This is a genomic window from Streptomyces sp. GQ60 (assembly GCF_059758875.1).
Window position 1 is genome coordinate 30,551 of the sequence record NZ_JCAXEG010000012.1, and the last position, 21,217, is coordinate 51,767.

A 21,217-nucleotide genomic window follows, 5' to 3' on the forward strand; every position below is an offset into this window, starting at 1 on the left:
GGCGTGCGGCGGCCCCGCGCGGCTCAGAGCCGGGCGGCCAGCCGGGCCTTCGCCTCCGGCCATTCGGCGGCCAGCAGGGAGAAGTACACGGTGTCGCGCCAGGTGCCGTCCGGGCGCCGGCGGTGGCGGCGCAGGACGCCCTCGCGCCGCGCCCCGAGGCGGGCGATCGCGGCCTGCGAGCGGGTGTTGAGGTGGTCCGTCTTGAGCTGGACCCGGCCCATGCCGAGGTCTTCGAAGGCGTGGCTGAGCAGGAGCAGCTTGGACTCGGTGTTGACGGCGCTGCGCCAGTACGCGCGGCCGTACCAGGTCCAGCCGATCTCCAGGCGTTCGTCGGCCGCGTCGATGTCCATGTACGTGGTCCAGCCGACGGCCCGGCCGCTCGCGAGGTGGACGACGGCGAAGGGGACGTACGCGCCGCGCTCCGCGTCCTCCAGCAGGGAGTCGAGCGTGGCGCCCAGCTCCTCCTGTGACCGCGGCGCGCCGCCGACCCACCGCCAGACCTCCTCGTCGTCGCCACCGGCGGCGTACAGGTCGGGGAGGTGGCTCCTGGTCAGCGGCTCGAGGCGGACGTGGCGGCCGGTGAGCGTGAGGGGCGAGGGCGACGTGGCAGGCATGGGAAAGACGGTAGCCCGTCATTGCGCTAGATACAAAACATTATTGCCCTAGTGCATTTGAGTCCGGGCTAGCAGCACCGCCACGTCGTCCTGCGGAGCCTCGGGGAGGAGGCGTGCCAGGATCGCGTCGCACAGGGCCTCCAGCGGCTCCCCCGCGCCCCTCAGGGCGCCCGCCAGCCCAGCCATCCCCTCGTCCAGGTCCCGGTCCCGGGATTCGATGAGGCCGTCCGTGTAGAGCACCAGCAGGCTGCCCGGCGCGAGCCGGACCTCCTCGGTGCGGAACTCCCGTCCGCCCGTGCCGAGCGGGGTTCCGGACGGGCCGTCCAGGAAGGTCACGGCCCCGTCGGCCGTGACCACGGCCGGCGGCGGGTGGCCGGCCCGGGCGATGACGCACGCGCCCGTCACCGGGTCGTGGACGGCGTAGACGCACGTGGCCATCTCGTCCTCGCCGAGGTCGGCCACCACCGCGTCCAGCGAGCGGAGCATCTGCTCCGGGGTCACCTGATGCCGCGCCAGGGTCCGTACGGCGGTGCGCAGTTGGCCCATGACGGCGGCCGCGTGAATGCCGTGGCCCATCACGTCGCCGATCACCAGACCGGTCCGGCCGTCCGGCAGCTCGATGACGTCGAACCAGTCCCCGCCGACGTCGTGGTCGCTGGCCGGCAGGTAGCGGCCGGTCAGCTCCAGGCCGGCCACCTCGGGCAGCGCGTTGTTGGTGAGGCTGCGCTGCAGGGTCAGGGCCGCCGCGCGCTGGGTCGTGTACATCCGGGCGTTGTCGATGTTCAGGGCCGCCCGGGCCACCACCTCGTCGATCAGCACGCAGTCCTCGTGGTCGAAGACCTCGCGCCCGCGCACCCGGGTCACCACGACCACCCCGAGCACCCGGCCGCGGGCCACCAGCGGGACCATCCGGGCGCAGCCGAGGGTGGCCAGGTAGGCGCGCAGCGCGGCCGCGCGCGGATCCCTGATCAGGGCCGGGATGTCGGCGGTGAAGAGGTTCATCGCCACGCCCTCGGTGATGACCTGCTCGTACGCGGTGCCCGCCGGGATCTGGAAGGTCTGCCCGGCGGTCAGTTTGGCGGTGGGCGCTCCCGGGTCCGGGAAGAGGGAGGCCAGGCGGCGCAGCACGCCCCGGGTGGACGCGCCGGCCTCGTCCGGGTCCAGTACGGCTTCCAGGAGCTGTACGTCGGCCGAGTCCGCGAGCTGCGGCACCAGCACCTCGACGATCTCCTGGGCCGTCTGCCCCAGGTCCAGCGTGGTGCCGATCCGGGTTCCGGCCTCCGCGAGCAGGGCGAAGCGGCTGCGCGCCCGCTCCGCCTCCGCCTGGGCGCGCTGCCCGTCGGTGATGTCGATGAGGGAGGCGATCAGGCCGAGCCGCCGTCCGGAGCCGTCCAGCAGCGGGGCGTAGGAGCAGGACCAGGTCCGGTCGTGGTCGGGATCGGCGGGGGTGCGGCCGGTACGGCGGACGTCCACGACGGCGGAGCCGCATTCCAGCACCTTGCGCATGAGCCGTTCGAGCGCGGCGGCGTTGACCCCGGGCACGACCTCCGTGAGGCGTTTGCCGACGTGCTCGGCGGCGGGCACCCCGTTCATCCGGGCGAGGGCGTCGTTGACGCGCAGGAAGCGCAGGTCCGGGCCGAGGGTGCCCAGGCCGATCGGCGACTGGGTGAACAGGCTCTGCAGCGCGGCGAGCGAATCGCGCATCCGCAGGACCTCGGAGGTCTCCACGGCGATGAGCATGGAACCGGTGCGCCCCTGCGGATCGGGCGAGGGCAGGATCCACATCTCCATCGCGACCTGGTGTCCGTCGCGGTGGCGCACGGGCAGGGTGCCGACGACGGTCTCCCCGGCCTGGACCCGGCGGGTCAGCTGGTCGGCGAGCTCGTGGTTGGCGTCGGGGACGAGCACCTCGGAGCCGGGCCGGCCGAGGATGTCCTCGGGGCGGTGGCCGAGCAGGTCTTGGGCGGCCAGCGACCACTCGACGACCAGCCCGTCGGCGTCCTCCCGCCACAGGGCGATCGGCAGCAGCTCGGTCAGTACGCCCGCGTACCCGACAGCAGCCACCGGCTGGTCCGGTACCTCGCTCGTCTCCTGGTACGTGTCCAATGCGCCGACCTCACCCCAGGGGGCCCGATTCCTACCGATTCACCCTATCCGAGCCTTCGCTGACCGGCGCTGTGTCGGGCCGGTCGGCGGGCCCCGTGGCGGGGCCCGCGGCTCGGACCCGGGCCTACTCCCAGTCGTCCCACGGCGGGTCGATGTCCTCGTCCTCCGGGCCGAAGAGCGACTCCTCCCCGCGCGGGGCCTGCTTCGCCTGGGCGGGCACGGCGGCCGGGACGGGCGGGGCAGGCGGGGCCGGCGGGGCGGGCGGGGCGGGCGCGGCCGGGGTGACCGCCGGCGCGGCTCCGCTCTCCGCCACCGCGTCCCCCGTACCCGGCTCCGGCCGCGCGCCGCCCAGGGCCTGCAGGATGCCCTCGGCGTACTTGGCGAGCTTCGCCTCGCCGACACCGTTGACCGTGCCCAGCTCCGCGACCGACGCGGGCAGCCGCGTCGCGATCTCCCGCAGCGTCGCGTCGTGGAAGACGACGTACGCCGGCACGCCCTGCTCCCGCGCGGTCTCGGCGCGCCACGCGCGGAGGGACTCGAACACCGGCACGGCGGCCGCCGGCAGGTCGACCGGCACCCGGCCGCCCTTCCCGGAGCGCGATCCGCCGGACTCCCGTCGGGACGACCCGGCCGCCGGCGCCGTCTCCTTGCGCATCGGAACGTTCCGGCGGCCGCCCAGCACCTCGCCGCTGGCCCCGGTCAGCACCAGCGTGCCGTAGTCGCCCTCCACCGCCAGCAGTCCGAGCGCCAGCAGCTGCCGCACGACCCCGCGCCATTCGGTCGTTCCCAGGTCCGCTCCGATGCCGAACACCGAGAGCCCGTCGTGGTCGAACTGGATGACCTTGGCCGTCTTCTTGCCCTGCAGGATGTCGATGATCTGCCCGGCGCCGAACTTCTGACGGCGCTCCTTGGCCAGCCGCCACACCGTGGACAGCAGCTTCTGCGCGGCGACCGTCCCGTCCCAGGACTCGGCCGGCGTCAGGCAGGTGTCGCAGTTCCCGCAGTCCGGGGCACCGGTCTGCCCGAAGTACGCCAGCAGCCGCACCCGGCGGCAGCCGACCGTCTCGCACAGCGCGAGCATCGCCTCCAGGTGTCCGGCCAGCGCGCGGCGGTGCGCTTCGTCTCCCTCGGAGCCCTCGATCATCTTGCGCTGCTGCACCACGTCCTGGAGCCCGTACGCCAGCCAGGCCGTGGCGGGCTCCCCGTCGCGGCCGGCGCGGCCGGTCTCCTGGTAGTAGCCCTCGACCGATTTGGGCAGGTCGAGGTGGGCCACGAAGCGCACGTCCGGCTTGTCGATGCCCATGCCGAAGGCGATCGTGGCCACCACCACGACCCCGTCCTCCCGCAGGAACTTCGACTGGTTCGCCGCGCGCGTCCGGGAGTCCATGCCCGCGTGGTAGGGCACGGCGTCGATGCCCTGCTCGACCAGGGCGGCCGCCGTCTTCTCCACCGAGGCCCGCGAGAGGCAGTAGACGACTCCGGCGTCCCCGGGGTGCTCGGTGCGGATCAGCTCCAGCAGCTGCTTGACCGGGTTGTTCTTCGCCACGATCCGGTACTGGATGTTGGGCCGGTCGAAGCCGGCCACGAAGTGGCGGGCCTCCTCCAAACCGAGGCGCGCCGCGATCTCGGCGTGCGTGGCCTCGGTGGCCGTCGCGGTGAGCGCGATTCGGGGCACCTTCGGCCAACGCTCGTGCAGCATGGACAGCGCGAGGTAGTCGGGCCGGAAATCGTGGCCCCACTGGGCGACGCAGTGCGCCTCGTCGATGGCGAAGACCGAGACCGTGCCACGGTCGAGCAGCCGCTGCGTCCCCTCGGTGCGCAGCCGCTCGGGCGCCAGGTAGAGCAGGTCGAGCTCGCCGCCGAGGAAGGCCTGCTCGACCGCACGCCGATCGTCGGAGAGCTGCGTCGAATTGAGGAACCCGGCCCGCACCCCGAGCGCGTTGAGCGCGTCCACCTGGTCCTGCATCAGTGCGATCAGCGGGGAGATCACCACTCCGGTGCCCGCTCTGACCAGGGCCGGGATCTGGTAGCAGAGCGATTTGCCGCCGCCGGTCGGCATCAGCACCAGCGCGTCGCCGCCGCCGGCGACGTGCTCGATGATCTGCTGCTGCTCGCCGCGGAACGAGTCGTACCCGAAGACGCGGTGGAGCACCTGCTGGGCGTCGGGGATCTCGACGGCTGCTTCCGAAGGGGTCATCCCAGAAGCCTAGCGACCTCCTCGGACACTTCCGCCCGGATCCCCCCGGTCCTGTGGATATCCCGGAAGGAAACCCCCGGCCCCGCACGCGGCGGCGCGGCCGGGCACCTCGACGGCCCGACCGGTGCGACAGTAGGACGTCTCCCGTATCTCCCGGCCTCCGAGAGGAACACGCGATGTGGCAGCCCGACGGGTGGGACGTGCGCGTCCGCCTCGGCGTCCTCACCCCGCACGCCGATGTCGGCCCCGAGTCGGAGCTGCGCGCCATGGCTCCGGCCGACGTGGGCCTGCACGCCGCCCGGGTGCCGTTCCGCGCGATGGGGCGCGGCGGTGCGATGGACGCCACCATCCCGCTCGCCCCGGTACGGGCCTTCGCCGAGGCCCCGCACGTGGACGAGGCCGCCGAGCTGCTGGCCGCCGCCCCGGTGTCGGTGATCGCCTACGCCTTCACCAGCTCCGCCTACGTCATCGGCCCGCGCGGGGAGGGGTACATGCTGGACCGGCTGCGCGAGCGCACCCACGGGCTGCCCGTGGTCGCCACCTGCGCCGCCACCGTCGAGGCGCTGCGGGCGCTGGGGGCCGGCCGGCTCGCCCTGGTGGACCCGCCGTGGTTCGACGAGACGCTGAGCGACCTGGGCCGCGGCTACTACGAGGACGCCGGCTTCGAGGTCCCGTACGCCGCCCCCTGCGGCCTCCCCAGCGGGCAGACCCTCATCGGGCCGCGGGCCCTGCACGACTGGGTGGCGGCGCACGTCCCCGACACGGCGGACGCGGTCGTCGTCGGCGGCAACGGCTTCCGCGCCGTCGGCGCGATCGCGGCCCTGGAGGCCACCCTGGGCCGCCCGGTCCTGACCGCGAACCAGACCCTCCTCTGGGCGGCCCTGCGCGCCGCGGCCACCCCGACCACCCCGATCACGGCCTACGGCCGGCTGTTCTCGGCCTAGTGCGACGACCCGCGAACGAGCACCTGGCCGGCCGGATCCGTGGAGCAACGCATGAGTGATGTGGTGATCGGCACCGGCAAGGTGGTCGTGAACAGGGCGATGTCGCTGGACGGCTTCATCGCCGGTCCTGGCCATGCGATGGACTGGATCGCCGACCATGTGTCGGCGGACACGTTCCCGGAGGTCATGGCGGCCACCGGCGCCATGCTCATCGGCCGGGGCACGTACGAGGTCGCCACGCGCATGGCCGACCAGGACACCGCCTACGACGGGGGACCGCAGTTCGTCCTCACCCACAGGCCTCCCGACGAGCCGGACCCCGCCGTCACGTTCCTGACCTGTGGACTCGAGGAAGCCGTTGCCACGGCCCGCGGCGCCGCGGGCGGCAAGAACCTGGAGATCCTCGGCGCCGACGTGGCCGCCCAGTGCCTGCGGCGCGGCCTCGTCGACGAGATCCTGGTGTACGTCCTCCCGGTGCTCCTGGGCGACGGCGTCCGCTTCTCGCCCCCGGGCCTCGGCAGGATCGACCTGGAACCCTTCGGCAACACCCAGTCGGGCGCCGTCACGATGCTCCGCTTCCGGGTGCGCACGTAGGCGCGACCCTCCATGTGCCGCCGCCGGGGCCACCCGGTTCTGGGCCGGGACCTCTCGGACGAACCCGGGCGAACGTTCAGGGTTCCGGCGCAGTGGTTTCCGTACGCGGCTGACGACCTCGGCAGATCACGCACAGCCCGAGACGGGTCAGCTGCCGATCGGGGCGCAGGCACGGCCCAGGTGGCGGGCGACCTGGGAGGGGTGGGTCAGCTGGGGGTAGTGCCCGGCCCCTTCGATCTCGGCCACCGGGTGGTCGACGGCCTCGACCAGCGGGTCGGCCGAGCCCACGACGATCTGGACCGGGACGCCCACCCGGTCCAGCAGCGCCCGCGACCGCCCCCGCTCGGCGACGTCCGTACGGACGGCCGCGGCCACCCGGCGCGCCACGCCGCGACGGCGCAGGTCCGCGGCGGCGCTCTCGACCTCCGCCCCCTCGGGGACACCGAGCGCCCGAGCCAACCGGGCGGCTGACATGCGGCGCGTCATCGGCACGGCCAAGGCCGAGCGGGCGAGCCGGGGGGCGGGTGCCTGCAGGAACGCCGGGGAGATGAGCACGAGACCGCTGATGCGGTCCGGATGATCGACGGCGAAGCGTAGCGCCGGCCCGCAGGCCAGGGAGTGCGCGACCAGCACGGGGCGGGTCCGTACCGGGCCCAGCAGGTCGGCCAGCCACGCGTCCACCGGCCGGGTCGCCGGGGCCGAGCGGCCCAGGCCCGGCAGGTCGGGAGCCAGGACCGGGCCGGGGAGACGGCCGGCAAGGGGTGCCCAGAGATCCGCGTTCATCGGGAGTCCGTGCAGCAGGACGTGGTCGGGGCGGTGCCGCTCACCGCTCACCCAGGTACGGCTGCCCGCCACGGCGTGGAAGCCGTACGGGCTCAGCCAGGGCGATGCGGCGCCGAAGCGGGCGGCCACCAGGTCGTCCGCCCACGTGCGCAGGACGTCGGCGACCGGAGGCATCTCCAAACCGGCGCTCGCGGCGAAGGCGCGGGCCGATGCCGTCGGGTAGCGGTCGGACGACAGGAACGCCAGCGTCTCGGGATCGGCACCGGTCAGCTTGCGCGGCAGGCGCCGCAGCAGACCTGCGGGAACGGTACGGCGGGGGGCCCGCACGCCCGTGTGGCCGGCGATCGTACCGATCAGCTCGGGCAGGAGCGGAGTGCTGTCGTCGAGCACCCAGTAGTGCTCGCCCGGGGGCGACGCGGGGACCTCCGCGAGGAACCGCACGAAGTAGCCGATCGTGACGATCGGCAGGAAGGTGTCGCGGCCGCCCGGCAGAGCGGGGAGCCGGCCGTTCCACAGGTCCTCGACGAGGGCGGCCAGACCGATGTACTGGCCCGGCCCGATCACCGTGCTGGGGTTCGCGATGGTCAGCGGGACCTCCAGTTCACGGGCTCGGGCGCGCACCGCGAGATCGCCCTCGGACTTCGACGCCTCGTACGCTCCCAGCCCGGCGTAGTCGGGGAGGCCCGCGGAGCCGCTCACGCGGTACCCGCTGATGTGCACCAGCCGGCGCAGTCCGGGCAGCGAGGCCGCCCATTCGACCACGTTGAGCGCCCCGGTGACGTTGACCGCCCGTGCCTCCCGCACCCCGAGGCCGAAGGCGAAGCGGCCTGCCGCGTTGTAGACGTCGCGCACCTCGGGCAGCCCTGAGAGCGGCCGCGTGATGTCGGCGGCGACGATGTGCAGCCCGCTGGTGTCAACGCCCCGGGAGGTCAGCCAGGGGGTGAGGGTGTCGTCGCGTACGGCTGCCGCCACCCGCTGCCCCCGGGTGAGCAGCTCGGCGACGAGCGAGCGGCCGATGAAGCCGGTCGCACCGAAGACGATCGCGTCCATGAAAGCTCCTCGAGAAATAGATCGGTCTACATATTTTTAGGGCGAAAAAGAAGCCCGCCGGTCACGGCGGGCCGTGTCAGCCCAGCAGGGCGCCGATCTGACGGGAGACGCTGTCCAGCGGCCCCCTGCTGCGGTGCGCCCGGGCCAGCAGGAGCGCCCCCTCCACCAGGGCCAGGACGGTGACCGCCAGGTCGTCGGCGTCGGGACGGCCCGCCAGGCGTGCGCGCAGGGCCGCCTGCCACGAGGCGTAGACCTCCGAGCACGCCTCCTGCAGCGGGTCGCTGGTGGCGGCCATCTCCAGTGCCACGGTGGCCACCGGACACCCTTTGCGCCAGCCCGACTCCTCCAGTCGGTCGCCCAGGTGCCGCAGCATCCCGTCGACGAACTCCGCCACCGACGGGCTGGAGTCGGCCAGGCCCTCCAGGGCGCCGCCGATCGCTCCACCGGCCCGCCGGACGGACTCGCCGACCAACTGGTCCTTGCCGCCGGGAAAGTGGAAGTAGAGCGAGCCGCGGGGCGCGCCACTGGCCGCGATCACTTGGTTCAGCCCGGCGCTGAAGTACCCCCCGGTCTCGACCAACTCCTGCGTCGCATCCAGCAGTCGGTCCCGCGTCTCGGCGCCCTTCTGTCCCATGACCCGAGACTAGACCGATCTACATATTCTTTCAACCGCTCTCGGAACGCACCTGCTCGGCGAACGCCCGGTACGCCCGCTCGTCGAAGAGGACGAACCTCACCTCTTCCACGGCCGTCTCGGCACCACGCACCGCCTCCACCGCGATGCGGGCGGCATCGTCCACCGGCCATCCGTACGTCCCGGTCGAGACGGCCGGGAAGGCGACCGTCCGTGCTCCGAGCTCGTCCGCGACCCGCAGCGACTCCAAGTAGCACGAGGCCAACGGCGCTGGATCGCTGCCGGCGCCTTGGTACACGGGGCCGACCGTGTGGATCACGTGGCCCGCCGGGAGCCGGCCTGCCGTGGTGGCCACCGCTCGGCCCGTCGGGAGCCCCTTGCCGTAGTGGGAGCGGCGCAGGTCCTCGCAGGCGGCCAGGATCTCCGGGCCGCCGCGCCGGTGGATCGCTCCGTCGACCCCGCCACCGCCGAGCAGCGAGGAGTTCGCGGCATTGACCACGGCGTCGGCCTTCTCGGCGGTGATGTCGCCCTGGACGAGGGTGATACGAGGCATGAGCGTCCCTTCCGTCCCTCCGGTGCAGGTGGTGAGGCTATCGGGGGAACACCCGGGCCGCCTGCGAGTTCTTCGCCCCAGAGGCAGCCCGGCCGTTCCCGGCGATGGGCCGGCAGGGGGAAACCGGATCGTGTCGGACGGCAGGGAGCGGGCGGCGATCACAGCCGTCCCTAGGTTTGCAGCGCGGCCGGGCATCCGGCCGACGGGTCCCGGGGACCATCCGACGACCCAGGCAGCGGTCGACGCCGCAGCCCCCGGTGATCGGATCATCGTCCGGCCGGGCGTCTACCGCGAGCAAGTGGTGATCGGCAAGGACGTGTCGATCACCGGTTCGGGCGACCGGAAGACGACGATCCAGGCTCCCCGGACCTTGACCCCCGGCGACGACGGGGCCAACTCGATCGTCGAGATCCACAACGGCGCCTCCGTCTCGCTGTCCAAGCTCGCCGTCAGCGGGCCGGGCTCCGGCACCTGCGGCGAGGGCGCGCTCGGCGCCGGCATCCGCGTGCTCGGGGGTGCGAGTCTCGACCTCGCCCACGCCGCCGTCACCCACATCACCGACACTCCGGCCGCGCCCTGCTTCCGCAGCGCGAACGCCGTCCTCATCGGGGACCTGCCGACCGGTACGGGCTCGGCGACCATCCACGACACCAAGATCACGGGCTACCAGGGAGTCGGCGTGGTCGTCCTCAACGAGGGCTCCTCCGCGACCATCGAGCGCAGCACCGTCACGGGGGCACCCCACCCTGTCGACCGACGGCGTCGAGTTCGTGGAGGGCGCGGTCGGCCGGGTCGTCCGGAACACCATCAGCGACAACCAGTGCCGGGAACCCGACCCGGGCTGCGGACCCGACTTCTTCAACGAGTTCCAGCACGCGGGCGTCGTCGCCGATTCGCCCGGCACCGTCGTTGAGCACAACCCGATCGTCGGCAACCAGGTGGGCATCTACGCCGCCGGCACCGGCATCACCATCGGCAACAACGACCTCCGGCAGAACTCGTACGTCGGAATCGCGCTCCAGGACGGTTCGTTCACGCTCCGGAAGGACCGGATCACGGGCGGGACGCACGGGGTCGCGGTCATCGCGGCGGCGGCCGACACGGACGCGGTGCTCGACGGCGTGAAGATCACGCAGACCTCGGGCGCGCCGGTACAGACCTTCGAGTGCTGCGGCTTCACCGCCACGGCGACCGTGAATCCGTAGCCACTCCCCAGCCACTCCCCCGGCCACTGGCCGGCCGCTCCTACCCGCCCCCGCCGCCCCCGTCCTCCAGGCGGGCGGCGGGGCGGCGCGCTCGGCTCAGCGAGATTTCGCATCGGTGGCATCGAACTTCTGCGGCGGGACGGTACGCGGCTCCGACCGGGTCGAGGTACCGGCCACGGCGGCTCCGGCCGTCGCGGCAGGAAGGATCCGGCTCAGCAGCGGACCGGTGAGCGCGGTGGTCGTCACCGCCATCACCACCATCAACGAGTACAGCTTCGCGTCCAGGAGCCCCAGTTCCAGACCCACGCCGAGGACGACCAGTTCGGTGAGTCCGCGTGTGTTCAGCAGGGCGCCGAGCGCGGCCGCGTGGCGGCCGTCCAGCCCTCCGATGCGTGCACCGACGTACGCGCCGACGAACTTCCCGGTCACGGCCACGGCCAGGATGGCGGCGAGCTGACCGAGGTCCGACGCGTTCAGACGGGAGAGATCGACCTTCAGGCCGGACAGCACGAAGTACACGGGCAGCAGGAGCAGACCGCACAGCGGTTCGACCCGCTGCAACACTCCGTCCCGGAGTCTGCCGTCGGTTCCCCGTGGCAGTACGGCACCGAACAGGAACGCGCCGAAGATGTAGTGCAGCCCCAGCCATTCGGTGAAGGCGGCCGAAACCAGGAGCCCACCGAGCACGAGCGCGAGGAAGTTCCTGTTGCCCGCCCGGCCGCCCGGCTCGTCCTCCGAGACCATTCGGGCCGCCCGACGGAGCAGCGGGCGCACCACGGTGACCATCAGCGCCACGTACGGCACCAGCAGCGCCAGCCACCAGTCGAAGCGCTCGCCCGTGGCGATCGCGACCACCACGGCGAGCAGCGTCCACGCGAGCAGGTCGGTGATGGCGGCGCAGGCCAAGGCGGTGGCGCCGATCCGGGTGTTGGCCAATTTGCGGTCGGCGATGATCCGGGCCAGGACGGGAAACGCCGTCACGGACATCGCGACCGAGAAGAACATCACGAAGCCGATGGACGAGCCTTCGTGATGCGAAGACACCAGCGTCAACGCCAGGGCGGCGCCCAGCACCAGCGGCAGCACGGTCGAGAAGAGGGACGTCCACAGGGTGGCCCGTCCCCCGCCTCGCAGGATGCCGAGGTCGAGCTCACTGCCGACGACGAACATGAAGAGCGCGACACCCACTCCGGCGAGTGCGTTGAGCAGGGGCCCTATCTCGGCGGGGAAGACGATGCCGGAGAGCTGGCTGCCGAACAGGGTGGGCCCCAGCAGCACCCCGGTGAGAATCTCACCGATCACCGCGGGCTGACCGAATCTGCGTGCCAGTGCCCCCATCGCCCGCGCCAGGCCCAGGATCACGGCCAGACCCAAGAAGAGGTGCACGGCCTGGGACTCGGTCACCGCTGCTCTCCGGGCGCATTCGGCTCATCACGTCCTGTGAACGGAGAGGCAGAGCAACTGATCATCTCGAAGACTCCTCACAACTTGTCGTGTACGGCGCGCCGAAGCTCCGGTGGTTCGGGGCGACTTGGGAAGCTCGCCCCGCTCGACCGGAGCTTCGTTGCCTACGTGACGGGCCGGATCGAACTCCTCACTGGCCGGCCGGTTCGGCCTCAGCTACCCGCGTGGCTCGGCTCCGACGCCCGGATGGTTCCCAGGAAGGGATGCCAGACGTGCTTCGGGTCGCTCTCCACCTGATCGATGACCGCACGCATGGCGGTCAAGGCCCTGGGGTGCTCCTCGTACATGTCTCCCTGGAGGAGCTGCAGTACGTCCAGTCGGAACCTCGGGTGCTGCACGAAGACTCCGAAGAGGAGACTCAGACGGTAGTAGATCGAAATGAACTCGTACCAGTTCCGCGTTCCGATCTTCTGGAGGCGGGCGTACTCGGCGAATTGGTCGGCGTCGTAGCGGTCGGCCTTGAACGCCGCGACGATGTCCTCGCACGCCAACCGGGCCGTGTTCATGGCGATGCCGACGCCACTGGAGAAGATGGGGTCGACGAACCGGGCCGCGTCTCCGACCATGACGAATCGGTCTCCGCTGACCTGGTCCATCGAATAGCTGTAGTCGCCTTCGGCCTTGAACGGCCGCACCCGCTCGCACTTCTTCAGCTCTTCCGCGAGGTCCGGCCGCGAGTTGACGAATTCCCAGAAGAACTCCTCGCGGTCCGCGTTGAGATTGCCGAAATTCTTCTTCTGCGTCACCACTCCGATGCTCGTGATGGTGTCCGTGATCGGAATTTGCCAGACCCAGGTGTCGCTGATCGGAAGGAAATGGACATGAATGTTGTCGATTTCCTTGGGCGACTGGGCGAGAGCCTTACGGTCGAGGCCCTCGAACCAGGTGTGGATGGCGTACTGGTTGAAGTGCGGGTCCGGCACCTTCAGCTTCTGCTGCCGGCCTAGAAACGTGCTGCGGCCCGATGCGTCGACCACGACGCGCGAAGTGAAGTCCACGGAACGGGGGCCCATGCCGACGGTCACGGTCACCTTGTCCGCGTCGTCGAAATCGACCTTCTGCACGCGGACGTTCTGGAATATCTTTGCGCCCAGGGACTCGGCGTTCTTGAGCAGGATGAGGTCGAACTTCCCGCGGTCGACGTGGTAGGTGAAGACCCGGTCGACCCCCTCCTGCGCGCGCTCGCCGAAGGCGACCTCGGCATGGCCGTCGAAGTCCAGGCCGTCGAAGTCCAGTGCCGGCGGCGCCGCATGGACCTTCCTGTAGGTGTCCGGGGTCGTCCACGAGGCGCCGTACTTCTTGGGGAAACCGGCCGCCTCGATCTCCGCCATCGCGCCGGTCTCCAGCAGAACGCGCGTGGTGGCCGGGACCAGCGACTCACCGACGTGCGGCCGGGGAAAGATCTCGCTCTCGAATACCGCGACCGAAAGCCCTGCCTTGGCGAGATACGAGGCCGTGGTGGATCCGCCCGGGCCGCCCCCCACTACGATCACATCAAAGTCTACGGTCATTCCTAACCCCTCTTCAACCGGCTTGACTGAATAGCGCACGATAGCGAGCAGGAAAAGCGAATCACCCGCATGCCCCTCCTCGTTTTGGCTCGAAACGTGGCGCCGCTCGACAGTCAATCCATGGAGCGGACGGCAGCGCAAGCTTATTCATCGAAGGTGGTAGCGGCGCTTACCCGAAGTACCACTCGCGGTCCGCCGGGGCAGAAGTTACATCGGGAATTTATGCAGCTTTGATTCCCGGGATATATGAATTGACTCAAGGGATTTCATCCCGGGACGCCCCGGCGCCCGACGGTGCGGGTCCGCCCGGCGGGCCTGCTCGGTGCGGCCGGGACCGGCTGCCGTCTCAGGCGCCCTTCGCGCGCAGGTGGCGCCAGACGGCCTTGGCCGCGTTGTGGCCCGACATGCCGTGCACGCCGGGGCCGGGCGGGGTGGCCGAGGAGCACAGGAACACGGCCGGGTGGGCCGTGTTGTACGGGGACAGGGTGAGCTTGGGGCGCAGCAGGAGCTGGAGCCCGGAGGCGGCTCCGCAGGCGATGTCGCCGCCGACGTAGTTCGGGTTGCGGGCGGCGAGCTGCGGCGGGCCCGCCGTGGCGCGGGCGAGCACCAGGTCGCGGAACCCGGGGGCGAAGCGCTCCAGTTGGCGCTCGACGGCTTCGGTGAGGTCGCCGTCCCAGCCCGCCGGGACGTGCCCGTACACCCAGAAGGTGTGCTTGCCCTCGGGCGCCCGGCCGGGGTCGACCAGGCTGGGCTGGGCGGCGATGAGGAAGGGGGTGCGCGGGACCCGCCCGCCGGAGGCCAGCTGCAGGGCCGCGTCGATGTCGCGGGTGTGCGGACCGATCTGCACGGTGCCGGCCCGGCGCGGCTCCTCGGCGGTCCAGGGGACGGGGCCGTCCAGGGCGTAGTCCAGCTTGAACACGGAGGCGCCGTAGCGGTAGCCGTCGTAGACCCGGCCCAGGCGCGCGATGCGGGCCAGCGCGGTCGGGGAGGTGTCGAAGACGTACGCCCGGGCCGGCGGCAGGTCGTCGAGCCGCTTGACCTCGAACCCGGTGTGGACGGTCCCGCCGAGGTCGCGCAGGTACCCGGCGAGGGCGTCGGAGATCGACTGGGAGCCTCCGCGCGGCACCGGCCAGCCGTTCGCGTGCGCGGCGAGGGCGAAGACCAGGCCGACGGCGCTGGTGCCGATCCCGCCGAGGGGGGCGATGACGTGCGCGACGAGGCCGGCGAACAGGGCGCGGGCGCGGTCGTCGCGGAAGCGGCTCAGCAGCCAGGTGGACGGCGGCAGCCCGGCCAGCCCGAAGCGGGCGAGGGTGAGCGGGTCACGGGGCAGCGCGGTGTTCGGCAGCGACATGAAGTCCCGGGCCAGGGTGTCCCACTTGCCGAGGAACGGCTCGACCAGCCGCCGGTACGTACCCGCGTCGCGGGGCCCGAAGGAAGCGGCCGTCTCGGGGACGGAGCGCGAGAGCACGGCCGCCGTTCCGTCGTCGAAGGGGTGCGCCATGGGCAGCGGGGCGTGCAGCCACTCCAGTCCGTACCGTTTCAGCGGCATGGTGGAGAAGACCGGCGAGCCGATGCCGAGCGGGTGCACCGCCGAGCAGGGGTCGTGCCGGAAGCCGGGGAGGGTGAGTTCCTCGGTCCGGGACCCGCCGCCGACGGTGTCCGCGGCTTCGAAGACGGCCACGGAGAAGCCGCGCCGGGCCAGTTCCACGGCGGCCGTCAGCCCGTTGGGCCCGGCCCCCACCACGACCGCATCGAGGATCGACGGCACTTGCGACTCCTTCGTCCGGCGGCGCCACCGCCCCCAGGGTATTGCGCCTGTCCATAGGCGGGCTTCGCGATCCGCGCCGAGTCCGTTCGCCCTGGGCTCAGCCGCGGGGTCACACGCCCCGCAGCAGCTCCCGGATCCGTACGGCCGTGGCCTCGTCCCGGCCGACCGCGAACGGCAGCGCGTTGTCCCGGTCCACCCGGAAGGGGACCCCGTCGACGGTGCTCTGGGAGCCTCCCGCCTCCGCGACCAGGAGCAGCCCGGCCGCGTGGTCCCAGGCCGAGGACCAGTTGAAGGCCAGACCGTCCATCTCGCCCCGGGCCACCTTCAGGTACTCCAGGCCCGCCGAGCCACAGGCTCGGGAGGCCACCCCGGGAACGTCGAGGCGCGCCAGGACGCGCCGCTCCGCCTCGGTGGTGTACAGCGGGTGCGCGGTCGCGACCCGCAGTTCGTCGCCGGGCTGCGGCGAACCGCTCAGGATCCGCTCGCCGTTGACGTACGCGCCCTGTCCGCGCACGGCGGTGGCCATCTCCTCCAGCGCCGGGGCGAAGGTCCAGGAGGCGAGGAGCTCCCCGCGGTGCGCGAGCGCGACCAGGGTGCAGAACGCCGGGTCCCCGTGCACGAACTGCCGGGTGCCGTCGACCGGGTCCACGATCCACACCGGGGCGTCGGCGCGCAGCGCCTCGTACACCCCCGGGTCGGCGTGCACCGCTTCCTCGCCCACCACCGCGGAGCCCGGCAGCAGCCGCGTCAGGGCTGTCGTGAGGTACTCCTCCGCCTTGCGGTCGGCGTCGGTCACCAGGTCGTGCGGGCCGCTCTTCTGGTCCACCTCGTGGTCGGCGAGCTGGCGGAATCTCGGCATGATCTCGATCGCGGCCGCTTTGCGAACGGCTTCGTCGACATCGGACAGGTTCCGGGCGAGGAATTCATCGATCATGCCTCCAGCAAAGCACGCCCGGCTGACAATCCCCACCGTCGGACCCGACGGGCCGCCGGACCTCGGGTGGACCGCGGGTGAACGCGCCGCCGGGCACGCGGCGGGCTGAGGACCGGAACCGGCCCACCGCCTGGTGGGCTCCGACCGCCCGTGCTACACCGGCCGGGCCCGGCCCTCCCCCTCGCCCACACCACCGTCTGGGAGTTCTCCATGCGCCGCCACCGCCGCCCCTTCCTCCCCCTCCGCCGCGCAGCGGCCCTCCTCGCGGCCGCCGCCACCGCCGCGGCCGCGCTCGTGGTCACCGCGCCCGCCGCCCCCGTCGGCGCCGCGTCCGTCCTGCCCTCCCTGCCCGCGCCCAACGCCGCCGGGCTGACCCTGCGGACCTGGTCGGTGGCCGCCGGGCAGGGCGAACGCATGGGCGACGCCTCCGTGACCACCTCGGCGGTCTTCACGGCGCACGGCGGCACCCCGTCGATCGATCCGGTCCAGGTGCCGGTCCGCGTACGGATCCTGCTGCCGGAGGACTACCGGCGGGACCCGGCCCACCCCTACCCCGTGCTGTACCTGCTGCACGGCGGCTCGGGCGACGTGGAGCAGTGGTCCAAGCCCGACGAGGGCAACGTCACGGCGAACCTGAAGGACTCGGCCTTCAAGGGCATCGTCGTGATGCCGGAGGGCGGCAAGGCCGGCTGGTACAGCAACTGGCCCGGGCACACGGACGGCTTCTTCGCCCCGCAGTGGGAGACCTTCCACATCCAGCAGCTGGTCCCGTGGATCGACGCCAACTTCAACACCGTGCGGGCTGCGTCCGGGCGGGCCGTCGCGGGCGTCTCGATGGGCGGCTACGGGGCCCTGCGCTACGCCGGCCGCCACCCCGGGCTGTTCTCCGCCGTCGGCGCCTTCTCGCCCGGCACGGACGTCTACGACCCGGGCGCGCAGAGCATCATCGCCAACTCCACCTGGCAGGCGGGGGCTTCGATCCTGTGGACGGGACTGTTCGACGGGAAGTTCCGGGTGACGGGCGACACCCCGTACCGGATGGCCACGGTCTTCGGCCCGCCGAGCAGCTGGCCCGGGCAGAACCCGGTCAACCTGGCGCTCGACGGCGCGTACGCCCCGTACGGCGGGAAGATGGCCCTGTACGCCGGCGGCACCGGCGGTACCGGCGAGAAGGAGATCGGCGCGATGACCGCGGCGCTCCACCAGGACCTGAAGGACCGCGCGGTCACCCACCGCTACTGCCGGGGCGCGGGCGACCACGCGTGGCCCTACTGGGGCCCGGAACTCAGGGACTTCGTGGCCTACGCCTACGGCCCTTCTACGGGGTCTCCGGCTCCCTGCCCCAACGGCTGGGGGCCGGAGACGCCGTAGCGCCGCTCCAGGACTAGTGCTCGTAGGCGCCGTCCGACATGTGGAGGAACTGCGGGCCCTGCTCCCCCTGCATGTACTGCGCGCCCTGCTCCCCCGACGCCCCGTCCTGGCCCTGCGGCGCGACGCTGCTGTGGTTGTCCGCGAAGGCCGGGGCGGCACCCAGCCCGGCCAGGGCCAGGGCTGCGGTGGCGGCTATGGCGGCGGCTCTGATGTTCACGCTGGTCCCCCCGGGTCCGGCCGGCCCCTGGTCGGGCCGGCTCGGGAACAGGCTGTCAGGACCGCCCGGAGTCCTGCAACAGCATCGGGAGGATCCGCTCAGCCCGCCCCGGCGCCGAGTTCCTCCAGGACCGCCCGCCCCGCCGTGCGGTGCTCGGCGGCCGCCGCCGGGTCCGTGTCGTCGAGCAGGGCCGCGATCCCCTCGTGGGCCAGCGCCTCCTCGTGCCGGTAGCCGAGTCCCGGGGCCAGCTCCAGCGTCTGCCGGTGCAGGCGCAGGGCCTCCTCGGGCAGGCCCGCGAGCCGGCAGGTCTCGGCGTAGCCGCCCAGGAACCGGACCTTCCAGTGTTCCTCGAAGAGCTCGTCGAGCAGCGCGAACGCCTCCCGGTGGCTGGCCAGTGCCTCCTCGTACCGGCCCATCCGGCGCAGCCCGACGCCCAGGCAGTTGAGGGACCACGCCTCGTTGTTCACGTGCCCGTCCTCGCGGGCCAGCGCCAGCGCCCCGTGCAGGTGTTCCGACGCCTCCTCGGGCGCCTCCGCGGCGATGGCCATGCCGAGGGTGATGCGAGCCGTCAGGTTGGGCGGCCACGCGGGGTCCGGGTGGGAGACGTCCAGCACCTCCCGGGCCCGTCGCGCCGCCTCCTCACGGTCTCCGAGCTGGAGCAGCGCCCAGGCCTCCGAGGCGGCCGCGTGGGCCGTGCCCGCCGGGAGGCCGGCTTCCCCGTAGAGCTTTCCGGCCAGCCGGAAGAGTTCGAGCGGCTCCTCGGCGCGCCCCCGGTCCCAGCTCAGATAGCCGCGGCGCAGGGCCAGTTCGGCTTCCGAGCGGGTGTCGCCCGTCTTCGCGACCCGGAGTCCGGCCGCCTCGTACGCGGCCTCGGCCTCGGCCATCCGGCCCGCGTTGTAGCGCGCGAAGCCCAGGTCGCTGTAGGCCTCGGCCAGGCGCAGCGGGTCTCCCAGGCGTTCGGCGGCGGCCAGCGAGCGCTCGAAGAGGTGGTTGAGGTGGGTCGTTCCGCAGCGCCGTGCGAAGTACGCCCGCAGGAAGCGCGGCAGCTCGCACACGTGCGCGTCCGCCCCGACGGCGACCGCCGTCTCGAAGGCGGCGATCATCGTCTCGTACTCCGAGACGAGCCAGGCGCAGGCCGCGTTCTTGTCGGCGAACCGCGGCAGTTCGGCCGGGGGCCGGCCCGCGGTGGGCGGTCTGCCCGGCGAGAGGACCGGCATCGCGGCGTCGGCCGCGGCCGCCGCGTGCACGAAGTAGTCGAGGAAGCGTCCCAGCGCGCGCTCCCGCTCCGCCGGGGAGTCCTGCTGCGCGCAGGCGCCGCGCGCGTGCTGGTGCACCAGGTCGTGCAGCCGGTAGCGGCCGGCCGTCGGCTGCTGGACCAGGTGCGCGTCGACCAGGTCCTCCAGCATCGCCCGGGCTCCGGACAGCGGTACGTCCGCCAGGGCCGCGGCGGCGTACACGTCGAAGGAGCCGCCGGGCAGCAGGCCCAGCAGCCGGAACAACCGGGCCTGGGTCCGGTCCAGTTGACGTACGGACATGGCGAACGCGGTGTCGAACTCGCTCGCCCCCTCCGCCAGCCGCTCCACGAGGATGCCCACCGTCCAGCCCGGCCGGTGCCGCAGCCGGGCCGCGGCCAGCCGCAGGGCCAGCGGCAGGTGGCCGCACAGCCGCAGCACCTCGGCCGCGGACTCCGGTTCGCGGGCCAGCCGGCCTTCGGGGCCGCCGGTGTCCCCGCTGGCCCGGGCCAGCAGCTCCGCGCTCTCCCGCGGGCTGAGCACGTCCAGTGACACCGGGGGCACCTCGTCCAGGCCCAGCAGCCGGTTGCGGCTCGTGATCAGGACGACGGAGTCACCGGCGCCGGGCAGCAGCGGGCGGACCTGGTCCGCGTCGGCGGCGTTGTCGACGACCACCAGCGCCCGCCGGCCCGCCAGTTCCGCGCGCCAGCAGGCCGCCAGCTGTTCCAGGCCCTCCTGCGGGACCCTCTCGGAGGGCACGCCGAGCGCCCCGAGCAGCATCCGCAACGCGGAGTCGGAATCGAGGGGGTCCCGACCCTCGGTGAAGCCGTGCAGGTCCACGTAGAGCTGGGCGTCCGGGTAGTCGGCGGCGAGCCGGTGGGCGGCGTGCACGGCCAGGCAGGTCTTGCCCACGCCCGCCATGCCGTCGACGACGACACCCCGGTGGCTGCCCACCGCGCCGAGCACGGCGGCGAGCTGGGTCTCGCGCCCGGTGAAGTCCGGTACGTCGCGCGGCAGATCGTTGCGGGGCCTCGGCTGTACCTGTCTGCTGGCCTTCGGGGGCGCGGGCAGCGGATTGGCGGACCCGAGTTCCCAGAGGGGGCGCAGCGGGCGCGGATCTCGTTTGACCAGCCGGCAGAGGGCGACCACCGCGGGCCAGGGCGGCACGGTCTGGCCGCTGAGGTAGCGCGAGAGCGACGAGGAGCTCAGTCCCGCGTCCCTCGCGAGGGCCCGTACCCCGAGCCCGGACAGCTCCTGGAGCAGCCGCAGCCGTGCGGCCAGCTCTTCTTGCGGGTCGGCCCCGGCCGACCGTCGTTCCATGTCCCCGGTTCCCCCCCCCCCCCCCCCCCCCCGTATCCCTGTCCCGTCGCTCCCGAATTATCCCGGGCCGCATATCCGCTGGTCAAGGATGTTCCGCCTGTCCCGGGGTGTCCCACCGCCATCGCCGTGGCGGGCCGCCGCGGCTGTCATGGAGTCACACCCCGAGGGGGGAACCGGAAACCCGGAAGACCGGGAGCCCGGAAGACCGAAGGCCAGTAGAGGAGCACATCGAGATGCAGTCCCGTATGCAGAACCCCGCGGTCGTCCTGTCCGGCGCGATGCAGCCCATCCAGGAGCTCTTCAAGGCCGTGCACTCCGGTGGAGTGGACGGGCAGATCCTGGAGCTGGTGCACCTGCGGGTGAGCCAGATCAACGGGTGCAGCGCCTGTGTGGACGGCGGCGCCAAGTCGGCCCGCAAGGCCGGGGTGAGCGACGAGCGGCTGGCCACGGTCGCCGTCTGGCGCGAGACCCCGTACTTCACCGAAGAGGAGCGGGCCGCCCTGCTGCTCGCCGAGGCCGCGACCCGGCTGGCCGACCGTCCCGACGCGGTGAGCGACGAGGTCTGGGACACCGCCGCCACCTACTTCGACGAGAAGCAGCTGGCCGCGATCGTCCTGATGATCGGTGTCACCAACCTGTTCAACCGGCTCAACGCCACGACCCGCCAGATCGCCGGCGCGTGGGGATGACGGGCGCGGACCGCCTCGCTTCCTAGTATGA

Annotated in this window: 18 protein-coding genes; 6 read left to right on the forward strand and 12 right to left on the reverse strand. The window is 72.5% G+C overall.

Annotation, left to right across the window (positions count from 1 at the left end):
- Positions 1-23: 23 nt before the first annotated feature.
- The 3 genes from AC6CKD_RS26560 to recQ all read right to left on the reverse strand — a co-directional run bounded on the left by AC6CKD_RS26560 (position 24) and on the right by recQ (position 4,917).
- Complete coding sequence (locus tag AC6CKD_RS26560) at positions 24-614, reverse strand: GNAT family N-acetyltransferase (RefSeq protein WP_498330544.1); 591 nt, start codon at positions 612-614, stop codon at positions 24-26.
- A gap of 48 nt (positions 615-662) precedes the next feature.
- On the reverse strand, positions 663-2,720 hold the full coding sequence (locus tag AC6CKD_RS26565; RefSeq protein ID WP_498330546.1) for a SpoIIE family protein phosphatase: 2,058 nt from the start codon (positions 2,718-2,720) through the stop codon (positions 663-665).
- A 124-nt stretch (positions 2,721-2,844) separates the two neighbouring features.
- On the reverse strand, positions 2,845-4,917 hold the full coding sequence (recQ, locus tag AC6CKD_RS26570) for a DNA helicase RecQ (RefSeq protein WP_498330548.1): 2,073 nt from the start codon (positions 4,915-4,917) through the stop codon (positions 2,845-2,847).
- A 176-nt stretch (positions 4,918-5,093) separates the two neighbouring features.
- On the opposite strand from recQ, the gene AC6CKD_RS26575 reads away from it, so the two are divergent.
- Entirely contained in the window at positions 5,094-5,861 is a 768-nt protein-coding gene (locus AC6CKD_RS26575) for a maleate cis-trans isomerase family protein (RefSeq protein WP_498330551.1), read from the forward strand.
- 51 nt (positions 5,862-5,912) lie between these two features.
- Complete coding sequence (locus AC6CKD_RS26580) at positions 5,913-6,455, forward strand: dihydrofolate reductase family protein (RefSeq protein WP_498330553.1); 543 nt, start codon at positions 5,913-5,915, stop codon at positions 6,453-6,455.
- Between the two features lie 147 nt (positions 6,456-6,602).
- Here the strand turns inward: AC6CKD_RS26580 and AC6CKD_RS26585 are convergent, their stop codons facing one another.
- From AC6CKD_RS26585 to AC6CKD_RS26595, 3 genes are all read right to left on the reverse strand, one after another.
- Positions 6,603-8,288 (reverse strand): alpha/beta fold hydrolase, encoded by a 1,686-nt coding sequence (locus AC6CKD_RS26585; RefSeq protein ID WP_498330555.1) that lies wholly within the window; start codon positions 8,286-8,288, stop codon positions 6,603-6,605.
- Between the two features lie 76 nt (positions 8,289-8,364).
- Positions 8,365-8,922 carry a TetR/AcrR family transcriptional regulator gene (locus AC6CKD_RS26590; protein ID WP_498330557.1) on the reverse strand — a complete coding sequence of 186 codons (558 nt, stop codon included), beginning with the start codon at positions 8,920-8,922 and terminating at the stop codon, positions 8,365-8,367.
- Positions 8,923-8,953: 31 nt separating this feature from the next.
- Positions 8,954-9,475, reverse strand: coding sequence for an O-acetyl-ADP-ribose deacetylase (locus AC6CKD_RS26595; RefSeq protein WP_498330559.1), 522 nt, complete (start codon positions 9,473-9,475; stop codon positions 8,954-8,956).
- A 298-nt stretch (positions 9,476-9,773) separates the two neighbouring features.
- Between AC6CKD_RS26595 and AC6CKD_RS26600 the strand changes: the two genes are divergently transcribed.
- Positions 9,774-10,388: a hypothetical protein gene (locus tag AC6CKD_RS26600; RefSeq protein ID WP_498330795.1), complete on the forward strand. Its 615-nt coding sequence runs from the start codon at positions 9,774-9,776 to the stop codon at positions 10,386-10,388.
- Positions 10,282-10,680 carry a right-handed parallel beta-helix repeat-containing protein gene (locus tag AC6CKD_RS26605; RefSeq protein WP_498330782.1) on the forward strand — a complete coding sequence of 133 codons (399 nt, stop codon included), beginning with the start codon at positions 10,282-10,284 and terminating at the stop codon, positions 10,678-10,680. Before AC6CKD_RS26600 ends, AC6CKD_RS26605 begins: the two co-directional genes overlap by 107 nt.
- Positions 10,681-10,776: 96 nt before the next feature.
- Here the strand turns inward: AC6CKD_RS26605 and AC6CKD_RS26610 are convergent, their stop codons facing one another.
- From AC6CKD_RS26610 to AC6CKD_RS26625, 4 genes are all read right to left on the reverse strand, one after another.
- Positions 10,777-12,084, reverse strand: a complete 1,308-nt coding sequence (locus tag AC6CKD_RS26610; protein ID WP_498330560.1) for a cation:proton antiporter — start codon at positions 12,082-12,084, stop codon at positions 10,777-10,779.
- A 212-nt stretch (positions 12,085-12,296) separates the two neighbouring features.
- Positions 12,297-13,772 carry an NAD(P)/FAD-dependent oxidoreductase gene (locus AC6CKD_RS26615; protein WP_498330562.1) on the reverse strand — a complete coding sequence of 492 codons (1,476 nt, stop codon included), beginning with the start codon at positions 13,770-13,772 and terminating at the stop codon, positions 12,297-12,299.
- 229 nt (positions 13,773-14,001) lie between these two features.
- Positions 14,002-15,423, reverse strand: coding sequence for a phytoene desaturase family protein (locus AC6CKD_RS26620; protein ID WP_498330564.1), 1,422 nt, complete (start codon positions 15,421-15,423; stop codon positions 14,002-14,004).
- A gap of 109 nt (positions 15,424-15,532) precedes the next feature.
- On the reverse strand, positions 15,533-16,357 hold the full coding sequence (locus AC6CKD_RS26625; RefSeq protein WP_498330566.1) for an inositol monophosphatase family protein: 825 nt from the start codon (positions 16,355-16,357) through the stop codon (positions 15,533-15,535).
- A 150-nt stretch (positions 16,358-16,507) separates the two neighbouring features.
- Between AC6CKD_RS26625 and AC6CKD_RS26630 the strand changes: the two genes are divergently transcribed.
- The gene (locus AC6CKD_RS26630; RefSeq protein WP_498330568.1) at positions 16,508-17,728 is read left to right on the forward strand and encodes an alpha/beta hydrolase; all 1,221 of its coding nucleotides are present in this window, start codon (positions 16,508-16,510) and stop codon (positions 17,726-17,728) included.
- A gap of 13 nt (positions 17,729-17,741) precedes the next feature.
- Here the strand turns inward: AC6CKD_RS26630 and AC6CKD_RS26635 are convergent, their stop codons facing one another.
- A complete protein-coding gene (locus AC6CKD_RS26635) occupies positions 17,742-17,945 on the reverse strand; it encodes a hypothetical protein (RefSeq protein WP_498330569.1) in 204 nt (67 codons plus the stop codon).
- Positions 17,946-18,043: 98 nt separating this feature from the next.
- Positions 18,044-20,497, reverse strand: coding sequence for an ATP-binding protein (locus tag AC6CKD_RS26640; protein ID WP_498330570.1), 2,454 nt, complete (start codon positions 20,495-20,497; stop codon positions 18,044-18,046).
- 233 nt (positions 20,498-20,730) lie between these two features.
- On the opposite strand from AC6CKD_RS26640, the gene AC6CKD_RS26645 reads away from it, so the two are divergent.
- A complete protein-coding gene (locus tag AC6CKD_RS26645; protein ID WP_498330572.1) occupies positions 20,731-21,186 on the forward strand; it encodes a carboxymuconolactone decarboxylase family protein in 456 nt (151 codons plus the stop codon).
- Positions 21,187-21,217 lie beyond the last annotated feature (31 nt).

Bases quoted from the DNA above. Each gene is read 5' to 3' on its own strand.
- AC6CKD_RS26585 (WP_498330555.1), bottom strand. From the start codon at position 8,288: ATGGACGCGATCGTCTTCGGTGCGACCGGCTTCATCGGCCGCTCGCTC.
- AC6CKD_RS26640 (WP_498330570.1), bottom strand. From the start codon at position 20,497: ATGGAACGACGGTCGGCCGGGGCCGACCCGCAAGAAGAGCTGGCCGCA.
- recQ (WP_498330548.1), bottom strand. From the start codon at position 4,917: ATGACCCCTTCGGAAGCAGCCGTCGAGATCCCCGACGCCCAGCAGGTG.
- AC6CKD_RS26560 (WP_498330544.1), bottom strand. From the start codon at position 614: ATGCCTGCCACGTCGCCCTCGCCCCTCACGCTCACCGGCCGCCACGTC.
- AC6CKD_RS26580 (WP_498330553.1), top strand. From the start codon at position 5,913: ATGAGTGATGTGGTGATCGGCACCGGCAAGGTGGTCGTGAACAGGGCG.
- AC6CKD_RS26645 (WP_498330572.1), top strand. From the start codon at position 20,731: ATGCAGTCCCGTATGCAGAACCCCGCGGTCGTCCTGTCCGGCGCGATG.
- AC6CKD_RS26590 (WP_498330557.1), bottom strand. From the start codon at position 8,922: ATGGGACAGAAGGGCGCCGAGACGCGGGACCGACTGCTGGATGCGACG.
- AC6CKD_RS26575 (WP_498330551.1), top strand. From the start codon at position 5,094: ATGTGGCAGCCCGACGGGTGGGACGTGCGCGTCCGCCTCGGCGTCCTC.
- AC6CKD_RS26625 (WP_498330566.1), bottom strand. From the start codon at position 16,357: ATGATCGATGAATTCCTCGCCCGGAACCTGTCCGATGTCGACGAAGCC.
- AC6CKD_RS26595 (WP_498330559.1), bottom strand. From the start codon at position 9,475: ATGCCTCGTATCACCCTCGTCCAGGGCGACATCACCGCCGAGAAGGCC.